Below are 19,490 nucleotides of genomic sequence, written 5' to 3' on the forward strand. Positions count from 1 at the left end.
CTCAACCTTACTTGTTGATAACCTTACGGCCACGGTAGAAACCGTCAGCAGTTACGTGGTGACGTAGGTGAGTTTCACCACTTGCAGAATCTACAGATACAGCTGCAGTTGTTAGTGCATCGTGTGAACGACGCATACCACGTGCTGAACGTGATTTTTTGCTCTTTTGTACGGCCATTAACCCTACTCCTGTTAAAATTACTTACTTAGATTTTTCAATACTGCAAACGGATTTGGACGCTCATCAGCAACGGGGATCTCACCAAAAGTCATGTTTCCACTGGCTTTACAGTCAGCGTCATCATGCATAGCGACTTGAGGTAATTCCAGAATCAACTCGTCTTCAACGATTTGAATCAGGTTGATCTCACCATTTTCGTCGACGTCAGCCGGCTCATAAGCTTCCGGTAAATCATCTGCTTCTTCAGGCTTGAAGAGCGGACTATAGCAGAACTCAACACTGTATTCGTGATTGAATTCTTCCTGGCATCGCTGACAGGTTAGCACCACTTCAACATCCGCGCGTCCGCGCACGAACGCGACATGGCGCTGGTCCAAGTCAAATGATAAGGTGACGTTTGCATCACGTGTTACGCTCTGCGTTGATTCAGCCAGACGCTCAAGAAGCTCGGCCTTGATGATACCATCATAATCGAGTTTTTTCTGAGCTGCGCGGACCGGATCAACCGTACGCGGCAATTTTACCTTTTGCATAGGGCGCGAATATTAGCCTTCTAATCAGTGTGAGTCAAAGGAAATGTGTGCGAATTAACAGCATTTAGCCATTTCGTCGCCTCCTAACCAGAGACAGACGAGTTCACACAGCTACTTCCACCATTTTGTCTGCTATCTGTTTGTTCAGCAACACAATGATAACACTGCTTACACCGCACAAATAACGCACAAAAAATGGCGAAAAGGCCACCAACCCCATCACATCAGCTACCAGTATAACGTAGCCATCGCAAACCCGGACGCGTAGACTACCACAACCCTAATTTAATCGGAAAGCACCATGAACCAACCTTTGCTGCTGGCCTCGACCTCTCCGTATCGCCAAATGCTCCTCAACAAACTGGAATTAACCTTCTCCACCGCCAGCCCCAATACCGATGAAAGTGTCTACCCTGGGGAATCTGCCGAACAACTGGTATGCCGCCTTGCAGAAGCCAAAGCCAAAGCGTGTGCCGACCAGCATCCCGAACACCTCATTATCGGTTCAGACCAAGTCTGCGTTATCAACAATGAGATTGTCGGCAAGCCGCATACCACGGAAAACGCCTGCAAGCAGCTTGAGGCAGCCAGTGGCCAAACTGTCACCTTCTATACAGGCCTATGTCTTCACAACGCCAAGACCGGCCACAGCCAAGTTATTTGCGAGCCCTTCCACGTCCATTTCCGCCAGCTAACCAGCGAGGCTATTCGTCGCTATGTCGAACGAGAGCAACCCCTCAACTGCGCCGGTAGCTTCAAAAGTGAAGGGTTGGGGATCGCCCTGTTCGACCGCTTGGAAGGCCGTGACCCCAATACCCTTGTTGGCCTACCGCTGATAACACTGTGCGAGATGCTCGCCGCCGAAGGCATCGACATACTTTAACCGGCACCAGATACAAAAACGGCAGTCATGATGACTGCCGTTTTTGTCTTGTAGTACGACGAACCTTGTTAGCCTTTAAGGCGCAGTTGCTCAATGGCCTTATTGAGCATCGGTTCCATCGGTGCCGATATATCCATAGCCTCATCGGTATTCGGATGGGCAAATTTAATATTGGCCGCATGGAGGAACAAGCGATTCAAGCCCACCTTTTTAGTAAAGGCATCAAAACGCGGATCGCCATAACGATCGTCCCACGCAATCGGGTGTCCAGCGTACTGGCAGTGAACCCTGATCTGGTGGGTACGACCTGTCACCGGACTTGCTTGGATCAACGTGGCCTGTTGCAAACGCTCAATGATCTTAAAGCGGGTATCTGACGGCTTACCGTTCGGGTTAACCCGAACAATGCTATTCACCTCATTTTTCAAAAGCGGGGCCGTCACTTTCTTGCAGCTGGCTTTCCACTCGCCCATTACCAACGCAAAATAATATTTCTGCACGGTCTTGTTACGAAACTGCTCTTGAAGCTTGCGCAACGCAGAACGCTTCTTGGCCACCAGCAAAATCCCCGATGTATCGCGGTCAATGCGGTGTACCAATTCAAGGAAACGGGCATCAGGACGCAGAGCACGCAATGCTTCGATAGCACCAAACTTCAGGCCGCTACCACCATGCACCGCGGTACCCGATGGCTTGTTCAGAATCAGCATGTGGTCATCTTCATAGATGATGCACGACTCCAGCTCAGCAACCTTGTCCAGCTTGGTGCTAACAGGTGCCTGCTCGTCCTTTTCAGGTAGCGTTACCGGCGGCACACGCACCAAATCGCCGTCTTGCAGCTTGTACTCTGGTTTTATACGCTTTTTGTTTACCCGTACCTCACCTTTGCGCAAAATACGGTAAATCATACTTTTTGGTACATTTTTAAGCCGCGCCCGAAGGAAATTATCGATTCGCTGGCCTGCAAAATCATCAGAAATCTCGATGAACTGCACTTTTGGTTTATCATCTTTCATGGGCGGCATTCTAACACGCCTCTATAACCAAGTAACCTCAAGATACTCGTAGCACAGTGATTTTCCCTCCTCGCCCCATACGGGCTCTTTTATCTCGGCAAATTTGTCAATACCGCTTTGGTAACATATCTTTCCCGAGCACAAAACCTGACTATTGCCTCCAAGAATACGGCATCTTGCGCCCACTAAGAGATAAAGCAGATTGCCGCAAAAAAGTCACCCTGCTATGATTGGCGTGCAAGAGTAGAAAAAATTGCCTACCTTGCCAGCGAGGCGAGCAAAAGACCGCCTGCTTGATTGTTTTACATGCAACTCTGACGAGAAACGCAGCACGTGGCGTAAGACGTTAACTTCCTCAGAGTGATTTTTAGTGCATTCCAGTTTTGTTTTTATCACTGATGTGAAAGATACCGCCGCAGAAAGTCGGTGTGCCAGCTGTACAGAATAAGATCTAACCATCTTGGTACAGTTGGATGATATGTGTTGCCAAAAAGCACCCCTGAATTCCAGCCGTGAGGCTGCATCTTCGATCAGACTTGGGGTCAGGCACCATCAGGACGAACACATTACCGGAGGCACTTGCTGACTATAAAAAACGAGTACAATAGAAATGAAGAGAATGTTGATTAACGCAACTCAAAAGGAAGAGTTGCGCGTCGCATTGGTTGATGGGCAGAAGCTCTTTGATCTTGATATCGAAAGCCCTGGCCACGAATCTAAAAAAGCAAACATCTACAAAGGACGCATCACACGTATCGAACCAAGTCTGGAAGCAGCGTTCGTTGACTACGGTGCAGAGCGCCACGGTTTCCTCCCTCTTAAAGAAATCGCCCGTGACTATTTCCCTTCTGATTATTCTTACCAAGGCCGCCCTAACATTAAGGAAGTGCTGAAAGAAGGTCAGGAAGTAATTGTTCAGGTTGACAAAGAAGAACGAGGCAACAAAGGCGCAGCCCTTACCACTTTCATCTCCCTTGCGGGCAGCTACTTGGTTCTGATGCCAAACAACCCTCGTGCAGGCGGTATCTCCCGTCGTATCGAAGGTGAAGAACGCACCCAACTGAAAGCCGCACTAAGCACTCTGGAACTGCCTCAAGGCATGGGCCTAATCGTGCGTACCGCAGGTGTTGGCAAGTCAGCCGAAGATCTGAAATATGACCTAGACTACCTGCTAAACCATTGGGAACGCGTAAAACACGCATCAGATTCAGCGCCAGCACCTTTCCTAATCCATCAGGAAAGTAACGTCATTGCTCGTGCTATCCGTGACTACCTTCGCCGCGATATTGGCGAAATCGTCATCGACAGCAAGAAGATTTATGACCGTGCACGCAGCCATATCGAACAAGTACGCCCTGACTTCCTAAGCCGCGTAAAACTTTACGAAAACAACGATACCCCGCTGTTCAATCACTACCAGATCGAAAACCAGATCGAATCCGCCTTCCAGCGTGAAGTTCGTCTGCCATCCGGTGGCTCTATCGTTATCGACCCGACCGAAGCACTTACCTCTATCGATATCAACTCAGCCCGCGCAACCAAAGGCGGCGACATCGAAGAGACAGCGCTTCAGACTAACCTTGAAGCAGCCGATGAAATCGCTCGCCAGCTACGTCTTCGTGACCTTGGCGGCCTAGTCGTTATCGACTTCATCGACATGACACCAGTACGTCACCAGCGCGAAGTAGAAAACCGCCTGCGCGAAGCTGTCCGCATGGACCGTGCCCGCGTTCAGATCGGTCGTATTTCTCGCTTCGGCCTGTTGGAAATGTCTCGTCAGCGCCTGAGCCCGTCTCTGGCAGAAGCGAGCCACCACGTATGTCCACGCTGTACCGGTACCGGCGTGATCCGTGATAGCGAATCACTGTCGCTGTCTATCTTGCGTCTGATCGAAGAAGAAGCACTGAAAGACAACACCTCTCAAGTACTAGCGGTTGTACCTGTCGCGATTGCTTCGTACCTGCTTAACGAAAAACGTCGTTCGGTACAGTACATCGAAAAATCACACGATGTACGCGTTATCATCGTACCTAATGCCAACATGGAAACTCCGCATTTTGAGGTTGTCCGTGTTCGCGCCGGTGATGAATTCGACGCCCTGTCCTACCATTTGCCTAACGCACTTGAAGCGCTTCGCGAAGCTGAATCCGGTGAGACAGCACAAGAGCGAGTGCCGACCAGAAAACGTGAAGAACCTGTACTTCAAGGTTTTGCCACACCGCCAGCACAACCTGCAGCAGCGGCACAGCCAGCCAAGGCCAAGCCACAATCTGCAAACGTTGCTGCTAGCAATGAAAAGCCAGGCTTCTTTAGCCGTATTTTCTCTGCCATTGCGAACTTCTTCTCAGGCAACAAGCCAGAAGTAGAAACCAAGCAAGAAGAGAAGAAAGAAGGCAACAAGCGTAACCGCCGTGATCGTCGCGACACCCGTCGTAATGGCGAACGTCAAGACAACCGTCGTGGTGAGCGCCAAGAAGGCAACCGCCGTGGTGAACGTCAGGAACGTGGCGAACGTCAAGAGCGTGGTGAGCGCCAGGACAACCGCCGCAATGCGAAAGACAACCGCCGTGGTCGTCAAGATCGCCAAGAGTCTGAAGCAAAGCAAAACACCGAGCAGCAGCGCGAACAACGTGAACAGCGTCAGTCTCGCCGCCGCGGTGAGCGCAACGAAAAAGCCAAAGACAATGCCGAGCAGCATGCTGAGAAGCAGAGCCAGCAGCCTCGCAAAGAGAAAGAGCAAAAGCGCCAATCTCGCCGCGAAGACGTTCAGGTTCAAAAGCAGCGCCGCAACGAAGAGCAGCCAGCCAAAGCTGAAAAGCCAACTGTAGCCGTTGAGGAAAAGCAAGAGCAGGAAAAAACAACCAAAGTGAAACAGCGCCGCCAACGCCGTGATCTTCGCAAGAAAATCCGCGTGACCGACGATGCAGAGCTAATGGCTGTAGCACCTGTAGATGCTCCAGTAGCAGAAGAGACAACAACCCCTTCTCCACTGGCCGAAATGGGTACAGCAATGGCAATGGCTGCCAAAGCGGAAGCCTCTGACCAAGACGTAGAGAACAAAGACGACAAGCAAGCCGAGCAAGACGGTAACCAGCGTCGTAACCGCCGTTCTCCTCGTCACCTTCGTGCCAGCGGCCAGCGCCGTCGCCGCATCCGTGACACACGTCCGGAGCAACAGGGCGATGTTGAGCAGCTTGTTACCGATGCTGTTGGTCAGGCCGTAGAGGAAGCAACCGATGTACTAAACGACATCGAGAATGTTGTGACTATCGTTGAGAAGCCAAAGGCTGCACCACGCCAACTAACAGGTGTTGCATCACCTGAGATGGCAATGGGCAAAGTATGGCCGTCAGCGCCTAAGTTGCCGGTTGAAGCACCTGTTGAAACAGCAGATGCTGAAGCAAGCGATACAGCAGTAGAAGCACCAGCAAGCAATACTCTTGGTGGCGTTGCAATGCCTGAAATCGCAATGGGTAAAGCATTCCCGCTGCGTGAGCGTGCACCTAGCCAAGAAACGGCTGCAGTTGCTGCCGACAACGCACCTGTTGTTGATGGCGAAGCTGAGCAAGTTGCCCAAGCCGTTGCGGCAGCCCAAGCAGCTATGACAGCAATGAATGTCAGTGAAGAGCCTGCTCAAGATGCAGAGATCGTAGTGGAAGCCCCAGCGAAAGCTGCGGTTGCAGCAACGACAGCGCCAGTAACAGCAACTAGCCCTCGCGGCAACCATGCTGTTGCCCAAATGGCTAAAGCACCTGCACCTGCATCATCAGCAGCTCCGATTGTGGTAGCAGTTGCACCGATGCGCGAACAGCGTCTTACTGCACGCCAAGCTGGCAGCCAAACAGCAACCAGCCTTGCTACAGCGCCAATGACCAAGCCTACAATGTAATGTAAGCGGGTTATTCCACGCTAAAAAAAGCCATGCAGTTTCTGCATGGCTTTTTCTTTATCTATACTAATACCCATCTAAACGCCTCAATAAACGCGCAGCTAGTCACATTCAAAATGCGGCAATCTATGCATCCTCATTAACGTCGCCATGAAACATCCATAATCATTGTTTTTTCATGATTCATGTTACTTTCATCAAATTTATTTATACTCATAAACAAATTTGACGAAATCAAGCGATTGAAAGTTGAACTAAATCACATATTTCTGTAGGATGCGCAACTTTATATCTACACCCATCCATCATCACCGGAAGATAACTGAGTAAAATGTTTGAGTTCCCACAATTTTCGAAGCAATCCGTCAAAAATGACGTTCTTTCCGGGCTTACGGTGGCCCTCGCCCTGGTTCCAGAAGCCGTGGCGTTCGCCTTCGTAGCAGGTGTTGACCCAATGGTTGGCCTGTATGCGGCCTTTATCGTCGGATTTGTAACTGCCGTTCTTGGCGGCCGTCCGGGCATGATTTCTGGTGCCACCGGTGCTATGGCTGTCGTCATGGTTAGCCTTGTTGCTGAACACGGTATCCAATACCTCTTCGCTGCTATCATGCTTGCAGGCGTCATCCAAATTTTGGCTGGGATATTTAAGCTGGGCAAATTCATCCGGATGGTTCCCCACCCGGTGATGATCGGTTTCGTCAATGGTCTGGCTATCGTCATCTTTCTGGCCCAGCTCGGCCAGTTCAAAGTCCCTGACGCCACCGGCGCATTGGTATGGATGCAGGGCCCTCAGCTCTACATCATGCTTGGGCTGGTACTGCTGACAATGGCGATTATTCATTTCTTGCCTAAGTTGACCAAGGCCGTTCCGTCATCGCTGGTTGCTATTATCACCGTAACCTTGCTGGTTCATGGCCTCGGCCTTGATACCCGTACCGTGGTAGATTTCGTCCGCACTATGAGCGGTGATGCCAACGCTACTCTCGCAGGCTCATTGCCGACCTTTGCTCTACCTGAGGTTGGCTTCAATATGGAAACCCTGCGCATCATCCTACCTTACTCAGTGATCCTCGCCGCTGTCGGCTTGATTGAGTCCCTGTTGACCCTAACTGTTATCGATGAAATGACGGGTACTCGAGGCCAAGGTAACCGAGAGTGTGTTGGCCAAGGTATTGCCAACATGACCTGTTCGGTATTTGGCGCTATGGGTGGCTGTGCGATGATCGGCCAGTCGATGATCAACATCAACTCGGGTGGCCGAGGCCGCCTGTCCGGCATCACGGGGGCCGTTGGCCTGCTGCTGTTTATCCTGTTCGGCTCATCACTAATTGAGATGATTCCGCTGGCTGCCCTAGTTGGGGTAATGTTCATGGTTGTTATCGGCACCTTTGAGTGGGCAACTTTCAAGCTAGCTCGTAAAGTTCCAACCCATGATTTCTTTGCGATCTTGCTGGTTACAGGCGTGACTGTGGCCTTCGACCTTGCTCTGGCCGTTATCGTCGGTGTGATTTACTCAGCGCTTGTCTTTGCCTGGGAACATGCCAAGCGTATCTACGCCACCAGCCATACCGATCAAAACGGCTCGAAAATTTATGTCGTCAATGGCCCGCTATTCTTCGGCTCGGCATCGCACTTCCTTGAGCTATTCGATGCCAAAAACGATCCGGCCAATGTCATTATTGATTTCGCCAATTCGCGTGTTGCCGATCACTCCGCCATCGAAGCGATTGATACCGTTGCCGAACGTTACACCAACCAAGGCAAGACCCTGCATATTCGCCATTTGAGCCCTGAATGTCGCTCTTTGCTGAAAAAAGCCGGCAACTTAGTGGAAATTAACATGCTAGAAGATCCAACCTACAAGGTTGCGACCGATACGCTAGGCTAACTACACCCTAGACTTACCGACAAAAACGCCCGCAACTGCGGGCGTTTTGTTTTTGGTCTCGGGGCTCAGCCCAAATGACGAGGCTTGGTGTTCTTTTCTGCCTCATAAACAGTGAGCCGAATGAAATGGACAATATCTTGGGTAAACTGATCGACTATCTCTTTGATTTGCTGATATTTGAGCAGCTCGGTGTCGTTTTCCAAAATATCTTCAGCCAGCAGGACACTCACCCGTTCGGCAAGTACCTCCCCACTTTGGCTGTCCAGCAATTGCGATTCCACCAACAAACGAACATTCCGATCACGCGTTCCAAGCAGCGCTTTGGTAGCACCAATCAAAGCCCCATATGGTAGCACCTCGGTGATTTTCAAATCCTCCATGTCGGTACTGGCCCGGCTGATTTCAACCTGCAACCGTGCCGCCTTCGGCCGAGAAGAATCAACAATATCAATCCCCTTACCCAGCTCATCATGAAGAATTTGGGTCAGGCGCAGCGATACCCTATCCAACACGCCCGCCGGCACTTGCGCGACATTTTTGGCCTGAGGGTGCACACCAACCGGATCGATCATCAACGTGTCATAGTGCGCTACCGTCAACGCCGGAGAAACCCATTGCAACCCAGTCGCATCCTCAATATAAGCAACTTCGCTTAATGCATTCGGGTTGGCAATCCGGCTGAAATTCTGCTCTTCCTCAGTCGGTAATCGGCTTGAGCACCCAGCCAACAAAACTAACAATCCACATATTATAATTCGCATAGCAACCTCCCTCACTTAAATGAAATGGTATACCGTATAAAACGGTATTACCAGAGTGGTTATAGCTTTATCGTCGAATATTGAGTAACTTATACCCACTTTGCGATTTGTCTCCCGTCCTGACCCGGAATCATTATGTTCAAGCACCAATGGCACCTCTTTCTTATCGCCCTCGCTTTCTTTACCCGGATCCCCATTCCGGCTTCCGTACCCTACTCCCCCGAACTGCTCAACAGTGCCAATCGTTATTTTGCTCTGGTCGGTATTATCGTCGGGGGGATTTGTGCTGCTGTCTTTGGCGTGAGCCAATGGCTGCTCCCAACCGAAATCGCCATCTTGCTATCCATGGTTGCAGGGTTATTGATCACAGGTGCTTTTCACGAAGACGGGCTAGCCGATGTCTTTGACGGGTTCGGCGGTGGTTGGGAGACAGAGCAAAAGCTCAAGATCATGAAAGATTCCCGCCTCGGCACCTACGGGGCTGCCGCCCTCATTCTGGCCTTGCTGCTAAAGTGGACCAGCCTCTCGGCATTGGCCGGGCATTCTGTCACACAAACCATGCTGGCCATTGTTTGCCTGCACGGCCTGAGCCGCGCCGTTGCAGCTAGTCTTATCTTCAGCTATCCCTATGTCAGGCTTGATGCAGAAAGCAAGGTCAAGCCGCTGGCCAACCAACAAAGCCCGCAGGATTTGTGGGTTTTAATTTTCACCAGTTTGATTATATTGCTGGTTCTACCCATGACGACAGCCGTGCTCCTCGCCGTTACTCTGGTTATTGTTCGCTACCTCTGCGCGCGGTGGTTCGTTCGCCAGCTCGGCGGCTACACCGGTGACTGCCTTGGCGCTGCCCAACAGCTCTCGGAGCTTAGCGGCTATCTGGTACTGCTTGCGTTATGGCATTAAATCACGGTCAAAAGATCCAGCTACCAAAGAGAACAAGGAAACCTATGGCAGAACAAAACCCAAAAAACGAACGTTACAAAGCCAGACAGGAAAAAGTGAAAGCTGAAATCGATGCCCGTATCGATGCCGCTCAGGAAGAAAAAGGCCTATTCCTTATCATTACCGGCAACGGCAAGGGAAAATCGACGTCGGGGTTTGGCACTATTGCCCGCGCCGTTGGCCACGGCCAGCAATGCGGCGTCGGCCAGTTCATCAAGGGGACGTGGGACTGTGGCGAACGATCTCTGCTTGAACAGCATGGTGTTGACTTTGCCGTTATGGCTACGGGTTTTACTTGGGAGACCCAAAACAAAGAGGCCGACACAGTCGCCGCCCAAACCACTTGGACTGAATGCAAACGCATGCTGGCCGATCAGCGTTACGATGTCGTCCTGCTCGACGAGTTGACCTACATGATCACCTACGGCTATATCGAGCTTGAGGAAGTACTCAGCGCCATCACTAACCGACCGCCGATGCAGTCCGTGATCGTCACTGGCCGAGGCGCCCACCGCGCTTTGATCGAGCTGGCCGATACCGTATCAGAAGTGCGCAATGTCAAACACGCTTTCGAAAGCGGCGTCAAAGCACGCAAAGGCATCGACTGGTAAGATTCCGATGCCCAATCCTATTGGGCATCACCCCTTGGCATATCCCTTCATAACAACCACGCTTAAGGTTATAATTCGCAAAATTTTATTCCTATAAGGGTTAAGTATGCCTTCACATTTACCCAAAAAATTCAGTCAGCCATTTTTAAAACTTTTCCACGTCATGGAAGCCGTCCTGCTTGTAGCCATTACGATGGCGACCCTCGCGGCGATGATCACCGAATTTATTCATGTCTGGACCAACAAGCAAATCCTGCTGACCGATATCCTGCTCATGTTTATCTACCTCGAGGTCTTAGCTATGGTGCAGCAATTCGTCACCAACGGTAAGATCCCGGTGCGCTACCCGATTTACATTGCCATCATGGCCATTGCCCGCTATATCACTCTGGGCATGAAAGAACTAGATGGAATCTACGTTGTATGGCTATCAACGGCGGCATTTATTCTTGCTGCCGCAACACTGATCATCCGTATCGGCCACCATTACTGGCCCTATGAAGAAGTCAATATTCCTGGCCGACGCCAGTCTGATGACTAACGGCCCTGCTGGCGCTAAATATAAAAAAGGAGCGGTTACCCGCTCCTTTTTCTCTTTTCGCAACGGCTTAAGCCAATGCATCAACTTATCGTTTTCGGACGACTAAACTTCTTTTTGTAATACGCCACTGCTTTTTTCAAAGCCTTGCCATGCATTCGCATTCTGAGTTCGTCAAAATCAACTTTAATCATTACACCCTCAGTAAAAAATAAAACTATCTAATGCCTTACTGATATGCAGAGATGCTATTTCAAAAAACAATAATATCTTTAATCACAAAAATGAGTCGTGCTTTCCCAGCGCCACACCTTGCGACCCGGCAAATCATACCGGCCAATATCGCCAATGCCGCTTCAGTTTCTAGTAATAAAAGCCAATAGCTATGAGCTATTGGCTTTACCATCACAACATACTGATTCTGTGACTATTCTAAAGAAGATAGTACAATCACTAATGATCTTTATACGATAATTTGCGCAATCGTGTAACCTATCGCACAAGCAGATACCACACCGATCAAACCAGGCATCATGAAACTGTGATTAAAGTACCACTTACCTATTTTAGTCGTTCCTGTGACATCGAAGTTGCAAGTTGCAATATCCGATGGGTAATTAGGGATAAAGAAGTAACCGTATGTCGCAGGCATCAGACCAATTAGCAACGCCGGGCTCAGCCCCATTGCCATACCGACCGGTAGCATCATACGTGCAGTCGCAGCCTGGCTGTTAACCACCACAGAAACGGTGAACAGAGCCAGTGCGAATGTCCACGGGTACTGCTGAACCATATCAGTGATCCCAGACTTGAACGATGGCATCGCATACTGGAAATAAGTGTCACTCATCCATGCAATACCAAAGATAGCAATAGCAGCCACCATGCCTGATTTGAACACGACGCCTTCTGGCACCTTCTGAACATTGGTACGGGTCACCAGCAAAATCAAGCCACCGAAAGCCAGCATCATCATCTGGATAACGACAGACATTGAGATTGGCTTACCTTCACCAATAGTGCGAATTTCCGGCACCATTGCCACAATCACAATGACAACCAATGCCATGATAAATAGCAAAACAGCATGCTTGGCTGACTGCGGCAGTTTTTCATCCAGCGAGGTAGAGGTTGTATGCAGAATTTTATCTTTCCACAACGGATCATTCAGACGGCACTGGTATTCAGGATCTTCGCTCAAATCAGCACCACGGCGCAAACTGTATAGAGAAAGCAGCAAGGTACCCAACAACGTTGACGGCACAGTCACCATCAGGATCGTCATCAGGCTAATACTTTCCTGCACGCCAGACAGCTGTGACAAGTAGTACACAACGGCCGCTGAAATTGGGCTGGCAGTAATCGCCAACTGCGATGACACCGAAGAGGCCGCCATCGGACGTTCAGGACGAATACCGTTCTTCAGCGCGACATCACCGATAATCGGCATGATTGAGTAAACCGCATGGCCGGTACCTAGCATAAATGTCATGACGTAAGTGACCAATGGACCAAGGAAAGTGACACGCTTAGGATTGCTACGCAAAATACGTTCAGCAATTTGAAGCATGTATTTCAAGCCACCCGCAGCTTCCAGAATAGAGGCACATGTCACCACAGCCAAAATGATCAGCATCACCGTGATCGGTGGCGAAGTCGGAGGCATTCTGAAAATAAATACTTCAACTAACAAGCCAAGGCCAGAAACAACCCCTAGACCAATACCACCAAATCGGCTTCCTGCATATAAAACGAGTAAGAGGAAGAGAAATTCCAAGTACAGCATTTTGCTATCTCCCTATATCAATAATGTATTCCGGTGTCGGAATGAGAAATGAAACTGTGAGCAGAGTGCCAGTATGCTAATAACCAAAATTTGATACCTGTCAATTTCTCCAAGCCTAATTTTACTGGTATAGCGAACTGTGAGTTGCCACTTGAAAACGCCGTACTATAAACAATGAAGCACTACATCAAAGACACTATTAACAAACCCGTTTTTTACACCAAAATTACATACGTTTGAAAAACAAGCAAATAAAAGCCCCGTAGTAAGATAACCACAGGGCGAAAAATAAAGCCAAGCCAAACACCAACAATATGTGCTACATATTCACAACACTCGCCGTGATGTCGGGGCACTCAGATATATGACAAAGGTTGGCGTCGATATCTTGATTACCCAACAGCCTCAGCCATAAGGCGGGTAAATGCTTCGGCTGTACATTTGGGCTTTCAAGCTGTCGGGGATCCCTCCACTGCCAATCCCCCTGTGCGCTTTGAGTCGCCAACGCAAATTGAAATGGCAAGTAATCCACCATTCCCAGCCGAAGATCAGAAACTACCAAGATATTGTCGCGCTGTTCATACTTGATAAATCCAGACGTAAAATGATCCAACATGTTTATATGCTTCGACGGTTGGAGTCCTTCTGGAAACGTCCCTTTAGGCTTGGCGATCAACGCTATCTCGTTGCTCTCGTCAAACAACGAAACCAACCCTTCCCAGTAAGTATGATCACCTTTCACAACCACACGCCACAATACCGTATTCAACGGCGTGGGGGCGATAAATACCGGCTTCCCCTCCAAATCGGTCGAGGCGGTATACTGTTCTACCCGCTGTTCAATCATCTGATACGCAATCAATGACCACGAGAGATAGATCGTCGATAACCCTAAGCCCACCATACATAACTTCGCCGCCCGTCCACGCCAGAGCAATGCTGCCACGACAGTCAGCAGCAACGGCAACGTATATAGCGGGTCAATAATGAAGATACTTGAAATAGAGACCGGATAAGGGATCGGCCAAAACAGCTGGGTACCATAGGTTGTGCATGCGTCAAGCAATGGGTGGGTGATCAGACATGCCGCCACCAGCAACCATAACCTCATAAACGAAAAAGGGATCGGGCGCCATCTCTGCCATAGCCAGCTCAGCAACAACGAAAATGGCAAAAGCACGAACAAAGAGTGACTGAATCCCCGGTGCTTGACCATATCGGAAACAGGATCACCATAACTGATCAACACATCCAGATCCGGCAGTGTGCCCAATGCCGCCCCGGCCAACAAAACTTTCGGCGAACATTGCCTACCGGCTATGGCCCCGGCGACCGCCGCTCCCAATGCAGCTTGTGTTACTGAATCCACATCCTACTCCTCTCGTCCATCGAACTGCCGCCACACATTAACAAAAAATGCTTTGGTAAGTTAACGCATTTTGCCCCCCTACGTTGAGGCGACTCGAAGATAAAAACATACAATAATTGTTACCATTTTGTTTTGGGCATCCTCTATATACTGGCCAAAACACGGAGCAGATCGCAGCGGGATCCGCCAAGATCCGCTAGGGTAGAAAAGAGACAGAGCCATTCATATACAAAAAAGGATGATGCGATGCCCCAAAAAGTGTCAGAGTACATGACCCAGAAAGTCATCACGATAGCCCCCGATGCCGGGATTCGAGAAGCTTTTTTCCTGATGAAAGACGAAACCATCCGCCACCTCCCGGTCGTTGACGGTAGTGGCGAACTGGTAGGAATTGTCAGCGATAGAGAGCTAAGACGGCCTGGCTGGGTCGATGAGTCCCCAGATGTAGGCCATGAGTACCACCTCACCGATGACCTCCACATTAGCGATGTCATGTGCAAAGATGTTATCCACGTTCGCACCTACGATACTCTCACCAAAGCCATTGGCACCATTCTCGACAACCATATTGGCGCGGCTCCGGTGCTCAACAAAGCCGGGGAACTGGTCGGAATGCTCTCGGCTATCGACCTTCTCGCTGCTTACCGGGATAGTCTGGAACGGCAAAAATCCCTGAAGAAGAAAAAGTCAGCCGCCTAAGAAAGTCCTCTCGGCAAGCTAAGTAGCTGAGTATCAGGCATAAAAAAGCCCGCACACAATGTTGCGGGCTTTAACGTTCGCACCAGTTCAACCTTAGTTAAACAGGCCCTTTAGCAACTTGTCGGCTGCATTTTTGATATTCTCGTCATCAGCCTTGTCGCCGAACAACTTCTTCAACCCGCGCTCAACCTCACGCTGAGCCTTCTCTTCCAGCTCATTGTTCTGCTTGAGCAGCTGTGCAATATTAAGAGCGAACTTAGGCTCATTCCAGTTGCCGGTTACATTAATAGGAACCGTAAGATCTGCCACTTCATCAATTTCCTTGCCACCTTGGCCTTTGCTGGTTGCAACTACCGAGGTATTGATCAGAAATGCCAATTTCTCCGACACCAAATTGGTCTCACCTTGGCCGCCAATACGCAGCAGCGGCGAATTGATATCCAAATCACTGGTCGATGCAATACCGTTGCCCAGCTTCATTGTCGCCTTCATGGAAGAGAAATCGGTTTTCTTTTCTTCCTTGATATACTCCGCCTTGTGGCCTTTTAACGTCGCCTTAGCTTCACGGATCATCTCGGGAATATTCACGCCATACACCGCACCATCGGCAAAATTCACTGCAATCGTACCGTTAACGTTCTTGCGGATCCTTGATTCGGTCAACCCCTTACCAGACAGTGCGATATCGATACTCCCCGTACCAGCAAGAACATCGTTACCCGCAATATCAACAAGCATAGGTTGGATCTGAACTCCGTTGAGATGCTTGCTGACACGATAAGTCGGCAACGCCCCCCGTGCATCAATCGTCGCCGATGCGTTCAGGTGGCCTTGATAAAGATCGGCATCGAGGCCCTTCAGCTTCAACACCCCGTCTTTCACGGTAACCGACAAGACGACATTGCTCAGCTTGGCATTGGCGGCCTTCAGCTCACCGATAGCGACCTTGCCTGCCACATCCACTGTCTTAAATACCGATAGGTCAGGTTCTTGCTCTTCAACAGCAACCGACGGATCACTCCCCTCCGCCTTGGTGCTGGTAGTGCTCTCGCTACCCGACTTTGGTGCCGGCTGCTCGTCTTTCCCCATAAAGGCATCAACATCAATCCTGTCGGACGCCAAATCAAAGCGAATGACGGGAATATCAGCAGATTTAAACGACATTGAACCAGACACCGCAAGCTCATCGGCACTGGTTGCAAAAGCCGATACCGTCGCTAATGCAGCCGGAATATCATACGTTGCATCGGCTTTTACTGATACCTTCATTGACGGGCGAGGCAAAGCCGAACCGCTAAGGGCCGCATCAAGCGACAGCCCGTCAAGACTAACCATCTTCACATCAGATGATACATTAAGGCGGGTGTTGCCTTTGCTGTCAAAAGCCAGCTCAGGCAACTGCCCCTTGGCAGAAAACTCAATGGTCGACCACTCGCCCAACTTGAAGCTGTCCAGCGATAGGCTTGCAGACTTAATCTCAGTATTGCCGTCATTGGCCGACAGATCCAGCGCAAGCTGCTTGAGCTCGGCACCGTCTAACTTCTTGTTTATCAGTAACTGAGTCTGGCCCTTTGCGGCAAACACCATCTTGTCAGCTTGACCATTAATGTCGAATTTGGCCTCGGTCCACTCCCCTGGCGCAAAACGGCTCAACGAGAAATCAAACTGAGAGATGTCCGTTTTATTGCCACTACGATCGTCTCTAATCACCGCACTGGCATCGACAATCTCAATGCCATCAAGGCTCATCGCCCAAGGCTGAGCAGGTGTTGACGACTCTGGCTGCTGGTTATCCGTTTTTTTAGCAATATCCGCCGGCTGTTGTTCCCCGGTGGAATCTCCAGCCTGCTTGCCCAAGCCGTCAAGGTTGCTCACACCAGAAGGTAAGGTTTGGACAAAAATCCGTCCACCTTGCAGGCTGACCTTGCCGACATGCAGTTCGCGGGAAAAAAGAGGCATTACAGACACTGACAGCTCGGCATTGTCAAACTGTACCAAATTTGGCTCGGCGAACCCCTGAGGGTTGCGAAACGCCGTCTGACCAATGTCAAAACCAATACTAGGGAAGAACCGCCAACCGATGTCCCCCTCAATCACCAAATCACGGCCCGTCGCCTTTTTGACTTGTTCGGCAATCATGGGTTTGAACTGATTTGGATCAACCAAGGCCAGTAGAGCTGCGATAGCTATAACCACGGCAATTACGACGCCCAGCAGGGCAAAGGCTATCTTTTTCATTGAGTCCCCAATTTCTTCATGCTCCGATAAGCATATCCTATCAAACAGGCCGCTATAAATTCGAGCGGTGATCACCCGTTTACAGTCATAGGCCTATAAAAAAAATAGGCAGCTTACGCTGCCTATTCTGTCATTCGGTTTTCGCGGCTTAAGCGCGAAGCAATTTGGCAATATGCGCCTTTAGAACGTCAATCGCAATTCGGTTCTTACCGCCTCGAGGAACGATAATATCGGCATACTGCTTAGACGGCTCAATAAACTGCATGAACATTGGGCGTACGGTTTTCTGGTACTGACCCAGTACAGATTCCATAGTACGACCGCGCTCTGCAACGTCACGCTGTAGACGGCGCAGCAGGCAAATATCCAGTGGAGTGTCCATAAATACACTCGCGTGCATCAGTTCACGCAGGCGTGGATCAGTCAACAGCAGAATACCCTCAAGGATAATCACCTTCTTAGGTGTCAGCGTTGATGTTTCAGTCATACGCGTGTGTTCGCTGTAGCTGTACTGAGGAACCTCAACTGCTTCGCCACGCATTAGTTTTTCTAGATGATCACAAAGCAAGTCGTGATCAAGGGCATTTGGGTGATCGTAGTTCGTCTTAACCCGCTCTTCCATGCTTAGGTGACTTTGATCGTTGTAGTAACAATCTTCCGTGATGACACCGATCTGATGATCGCCGACTTTTTCTTTTAGCTCTTTGTAAACAGTACTGGCAATCAAGCTTTTACCGGATGCAGAAGCACCTGCAATACCGATAATTACGCATTGGTGTGAGTTTTCAGACATATCAGAAAGCACCTGTAAAACAACGTGGCGAGGTGGATCCCATTATTGATGTCAACCACAGGCTTACCCTTAACCCGGCAGACAACAAAATGGATAATTAGGCTTAAATAAACCGCCTGATTATAGGCAGATGTATAGGCAGATGCCAGTAAAAATGAGGCATCTGCCCTATTTGTCTAAATCCTCTGCGATTTAGCCTAACGCAATGGTTTACATTGTACGAATTGTGATCTGCTCTACAACGGGAGTGCCGTGCCAGAATAGACGACTCGCAACGGAACCGGCCAATTCAATATAAGCCTGACCATGATCCGATTCGGGCGCGGAGGCCACGGTAGGCTGCCCGTTGTCGATATCCTCGCGGATCTGGATATGCAGCGGAAGCTGGGCGAGCAACGGTACCGCGTACTCGTGCGCCATCTTCTCAGCTCCCCCCGTGCCGAAAATAGCTTCGTGATGACCACAGTTACTACAGATGTGGTAGCTCATGTTTTCGACCACCCCCAATACGGGAACATCGACTTTATTGAACATATTCACACCCTTAATCGCATCCGCCAGAGCCAGATCTTGCGGGGTGGTCACCACTACCGCCCCGGTAACAGGGATTTGCTGGGCCAGGGTTAGTTGGATATCACCCGTGCCCGGCGGCATGTCGATCACCAAATAGTCCAAATCCGGCCACCAAGTCTCGGTGATGATCTGCGACAGAGCCTTGGAGGCCATCGGACCGCGCCAAATAGTGGCACTGTCAGCGGGCACCAAATACCCGACAGAATTGGTATATAGGCCGTGGGCTTCGATTGGCAACATCATTTTACCGTCGGCCGAGCTCGGCTTTTCGTCCACCGTCCCCAGCATCATCGGAACAGACGGGCCGTAAATATCGGCATCGAGCAAGCCGACCTTGGCCCCCTGTGCTCGCAGACCCAACGCCAAATTGACCGATGTCGTTGATTTGCCAACGCCCCCCTTGGCCGAGGAAACAACGATAATATTCTTCACGCCGCGCAACGGCGATTTGTCACCTGTAGCCAGCGGGGCGACCCGAATCTTGACATCAAAACGACTGTCGCTCGGAATATGGTGCAGCTGTTTCTGGGTCGCGATCCACTGCTCAAGCAACTCGGCCATGGTCGCTGCGGCAAAGGGCAAATTAACCGATACCGTTCCATCGGCCGACACCGACACCAAATGAGGGGTATCTGCCCATTCTTCATGCAGCCAAGGATGTTCGAACTGATTCAACCAGCGGGTTATATCGGCAACACTTTCGAAGCGGGTCATCGCATCACTACTCATGTTTTAGCGCTCCATTTTTGTACTTTCTTTTCATCCTATCACCAATGCCCGTTTATCGCTT

At 50.1% G+C, this 19,490-nt stretch carries 16 protein-coding genes; 7 read left to right on the forward strand and 9 right to left on the reverse strand.

What is annotated here, in order from left to right:
* Positions 1 to 7: 7 nt before the first annotated feature.
* Together rpmF and yceD are read right to left on the reverse strand one after the other, a co-directional pair.
* Positions 8 to 178 (reverse strand): 50S ribosomal protein L32, encoded by a 171-nt coding sequence (rpmF, locus tag ACSF8X_RS12345; RefSeq protein ID WP_039468809.1) that lies wholly within the window; start codon positions 176 to 178, stop codon positions 8 to 10.
* A gap of 20 nt (positions 179 to 198) precedes the next feature.
* On the reverse strand, positions 199 to 714 hold the full coding sequence (gene yceD / locus ACSF8X_RS12350; protein ID WP_047877144.1) for a 23S rRNA accumulation protein YceD: 516 nt from the start codon (positions 712 to 714) through the stop codon (positions 199 to 201).
* Positions 715 to 1,015: 301 nt separating this feature from the next.
* On the opposite strand from yceD, the gene ACSF8X_RS12355 reads away from it, so the two are divergent.
* The gene (locus ACSF8X_RS12355) at positions 1,016 to 1,597 is read left to right on the forward strand and encodes a Maf family protein (protein ID WP_500850114.1); all 582 of its coding nucleotides are present in this window, start codon (positions 1,016 to 1,018) and stop codon (positions 1,595 to 1,597) included.
* Positions 1,598 to 1,665: 68 nt separating this feature from the next.
* Here ACSF8X_RS12355 and rluC read toward each other — a convergent pair whose 3' ends face one another.
* Entirely contained in the window at positions 1,666 to 2,613 is a 948-nt protein-coding gene (gene rluC, locus ACSF8X_RS12360; protein ID WP_047877146.1) for a 23S rRNA pseudouridine(955/2504/2580) synthase RluC, read from the reverse strand.
* A gap of 619 nt (positions 2,614 to 3,232) precedes the next feature.
* On the opposite strand from rluC, the gene rne reads away from it, so the two are divergent.
* Together rne and ACSF8X_RS12370 are read left to right on the forward strand one after the other, a co-directional pair.
* Positions 3,233 to 6,502 (forward strand): ribonuclease E, encoded by a 3,270-nt coding sequence (rne, locus tag ACSF8X_RS12365; RefSeq protein WP_500850115.1) that lies wholly within the window; start codon positions 3,233 to 3,235, stop codon positions 6,500 to 6,502.
* Between the two features lie 331 nt (positions 6,503 to 6,833).
* A complete protein-coding gene (locus tag ACSF8X_RS12370) occupies positions 6,834 to 8,390 on the forward strand; it encodes a SulP family inorganic anion transporter (protein ID WP_047877148.1) in 1,557 nt (518 codons plus the stop codon).
* Between the two features lie 65 nt (positions 8,391 to 8,455).
* Here ACSF8X_RS12370 and ACSF8X_RS12375 read toward each other — a convergent pair whose 3' ends face one another.
* Complete coding sequence (locus tag ACSF8X_RS12375) at positions 8,456 to 9,151, reverse strand: DUF3313 domain-containing protein (RefSeq protein ID WP_047877149.1); 696 nt, start codon at positions 9,149 to 9,151, stop codon at positions 8,456 to 8,458.
* Between the two features lie 135 nt (positions 9,152 to 9,286).
* Here ACSF8X_RS12375 and ACSF8X_RS12380 point away from each other — a divergent pair, with 135 nt between their 5' ends.
* The 3 genes from ACSF8X_RS12380 (at position 9,287) to ACSF8X_RS12390 (ending at position 11,245) form a co-directional block, all read left to right on the forward strand.
* Positions 9,287 to 10,054, forward strand: coding sequence for an adenosylcobinamide-GDP ribazoletransferase (locus ACSF8X_RS12380; RefSeq protein WP_047877150.1), 768 nt, complete (start codon positions 9,287 to 9,289; stop codon positions 10,052 to 10,054).
* A 44-nt stretch (positions 10,055 to 10,098) separates the two neighbouring features.
* Positions 10,099 to 10,704: a cob(I)yrinic acid a,c-diamide adenosyltransferase gene (gene cobO / locus ACSF8X_RS12385; protein ID WP_047877151.1), complete on the forward strand. Its 606-nt coding sequence runs from the start codon at positions 10,099 to 10,101 to the stop codon at positions 10,702 to 10,704.
* A 106-nt stretch (positions 10,705 to 10,810) separates the two neighbouring features.
* Positions 10,811 to 11,245: a phosphate-starvation-inducible protein PsiE gene (locus tag ACSF8X_RS12390; protein ID WP_047877152.1), complete on the forward strand. Its 435-nt coding sequence runs from the start codon at positions 10,811 to 10,813 to the stop codon at positions 11,243 to 11,245.
* 460 nt (positions 11,246 to 11,705) lie between these two features.
* Here the strand turns inward: ACSF8X_RS12390 and ACSF8X_RS12395 are convergent, their stop codons facing one another.
* Positions 11,706 to 13,028, reverse strand: a complete 1,323-nt coding sequence (locus ACSF8X_RS12395) for an anaerobic C4-dicarboxylate transporter (protein WP_500850116.1) — start codon at positions 13,026 to 13,028, stop codon at positions 11,706 to 11,708.
* Positions 13,029 to 13,347: 319 nt separating this feature from the next.
* A complete protein-coding gene (locus tag ACSF8X_RS12400; protein ID WP_500850117.1) occupies positions 13,348 to 14,397 on the reverse strand; it encodes a metal-dependent hydrolase in 1,050 nt (349 codons plus the stop codon).
* A 246-nt stretch (positions 14,398 to 14,643) separates the two neighbouring features.
* Here ACSF8X_RS12400 and ACSF8X_RS12405 point away from each other — a divergent pair, with 246 nt between their 5' ends.
* Positions 14,644 to 15,096 (forward strand): CBS domain-containing protein, encoded by a 453-nt coding sequence (locus tag ACSF8X_RS12405; protein ID WP_500850118.1) that lies wholly within the window; start codon positions 14,644 to 14,646, stop codon positions 15,094 to 15,096.
* A gap of 93 nt (positions 15,097 to 15,189) precedes the next feature.
* Here the strand turns inward: ACSF8X_RS12405 and ACSF8X_RS12410 are convergent, their stop codons facing one another.
* From ACSF8X_RS12410 to apbC, 3 genes are all read right to left on the reverse strand, one after another.
* Entirely contained in the window at positions 15,190 to 17,334 is a 2,145-nt protein-coding gene (locus ACSF8X_RS12410; RefSeq protein WP_500850119.1) for an AsmA family protein, read from the reverse strand.
* 148 nt (positions 17,335 to 17,482) lie between these two features.
* Positions 17,483 to 18,127 carry a uridine kinase gene (udk, locus tag ACSF8X_RS12415; protein WP_047877157.1) on the reverse strand — a complete coding sequence of 215 codons (645 nt, stop codon included), beginning with the start codon at positions 18,125 to 18,127 and terminating at the stop codon, positions 17,483 to 17,485.
* Positions 18,128 to 18,337: 210 nt separating this feature from the next.
* The gene (gene apbC, locus ACSF8X_RS12420) at positions 18,338 to 19,429 is read right to left on the reverse strand and encodes an iron-sulfur cluster carrier protein ApbC (RefSeq protein WP_500850120.1); all 1,092 of its coding nucleotides are present in this window, start codon (positions 19,427 to 19,429) and stop codon (positions 18,338 to 18,340) included.
* Between the last annotated feature and the right edge of the window lie 61 nt (positions 19,430 to 19,490).

This window comes from Photobacterium panuliri, from assembly GCF_059920555.1.

What these genes read in the sequence shown, in the direction of transcription:
- ACSF8X_RS12405 (WP_500850118.1), top strand. Translation starts at nt 14,644, where the DNA reads ATGCCCCAAAAAGTGTCAGAGTACATGACCCAGAAAGTCATCACGATA.
- cobO (WP_047877151.1), top strand. Translation starts at nt 10,099, where the DNA reads ATGGCAGAACAAAACCCAAAAAACGAACGTTACAAAGCCAGACAGGAA.
- rne (WP_500850115.1), top strand. Translation starts at nt 3,233, where the DNA reads ATGTTGATTAACGCAACTCAAAAGGAAGAGTTGCGCGTCGCATTGGTT.
- ACSF8X_RS12380 (WP_047877150.1), top strand. Translation starts at nt 9,287, where the DNA reads ATGTTCAAGCACCAATGGCACCTCTTTCTTATCGCCCTCGCTTTCTTT.
- ACSF8X_RS12395 (WP_500850116.1), bottom strand. Translation starts at nt 13,028, where the DNA reads ATGCTGTACTTGGAATTTCTCTTCCTCTTACTCGTTTTATATGCAGGA.
- rpmF (WP_039468809.1), bottom strand. Translation starts at nt 178, where the DNA reads ATGGCCGTACAAAAGAGCAAAAAATCACGTTCAGCACGTGGTATGCGT.
- ACSF8X_RS12370 (WP_047877148.1), top strand. Translation starts at nt 6,834, where the DNA reads ATGTTTGAGTTCCCACAATTTTCGAAGCAATCCGTCAAAAATGACGTT.
- apbC (WP_500850120.1), bottom strand. Translation starts at nt 19,429, where the DNA reads ATGAGTAGTGATGCGATGACCCGCTTCGAAAGTGTTGCCGATATAACC.
- ACSF8X_RS12355 (WP_500850114.1), top strand. Translation starts at nt 1,016, where the DNA reads ATGAACCAACCTTTGCTGCTGGCCTCGACCTCTCCGTATCGCCAAATG.
- ACSF8X_RS12390 (WP_047877152.1), top strand. Translation starts at nt 10,811, where the DNA reads ATGCCTTCACATTTACCCAAAAAATTCAGTCAGCCATTTTTAAAACTT.
- ACSF8X_RS12375 (WP_047877149.1), bottom strand. Translation starts at nt 9,151, where the DNA reads ATGCGAATTATAATATGTGGATTGTTAGTTTTGTTGGCTGGGTGCTCA.
- ACSF8X_RS12410 (WP_500850119.1), bottom strand. Translation starts at nt 17,334, where the DNA reads ATGAAAAAGATAGCCTTTGCCCTGCTGGGCGTCGTAATTGCCGTGGTT.
- rluC (WP_047877146.1), bottom strand. Translation starts at nt 2,613, where the DNA reads ATGAAAGATGATAAACCAAAAGTGCAGTTCATCGAGATTTCTGATGAT.
- udk (WP_047877157.1), bottom strand. Translation starts at nt 18,127, where the DNA reads ATGTCTGAAAACTCACACCAATGCGTAATTATCGGTATTGCAGGTGCT.
- yceD (WP_047877144.1), bottom strand. Translation starts at nt 714, where the DNA reads ATGCAAAAGGTAAAATTGCCGCGTACGGTTGATCCGGTCCGCGCAGCT.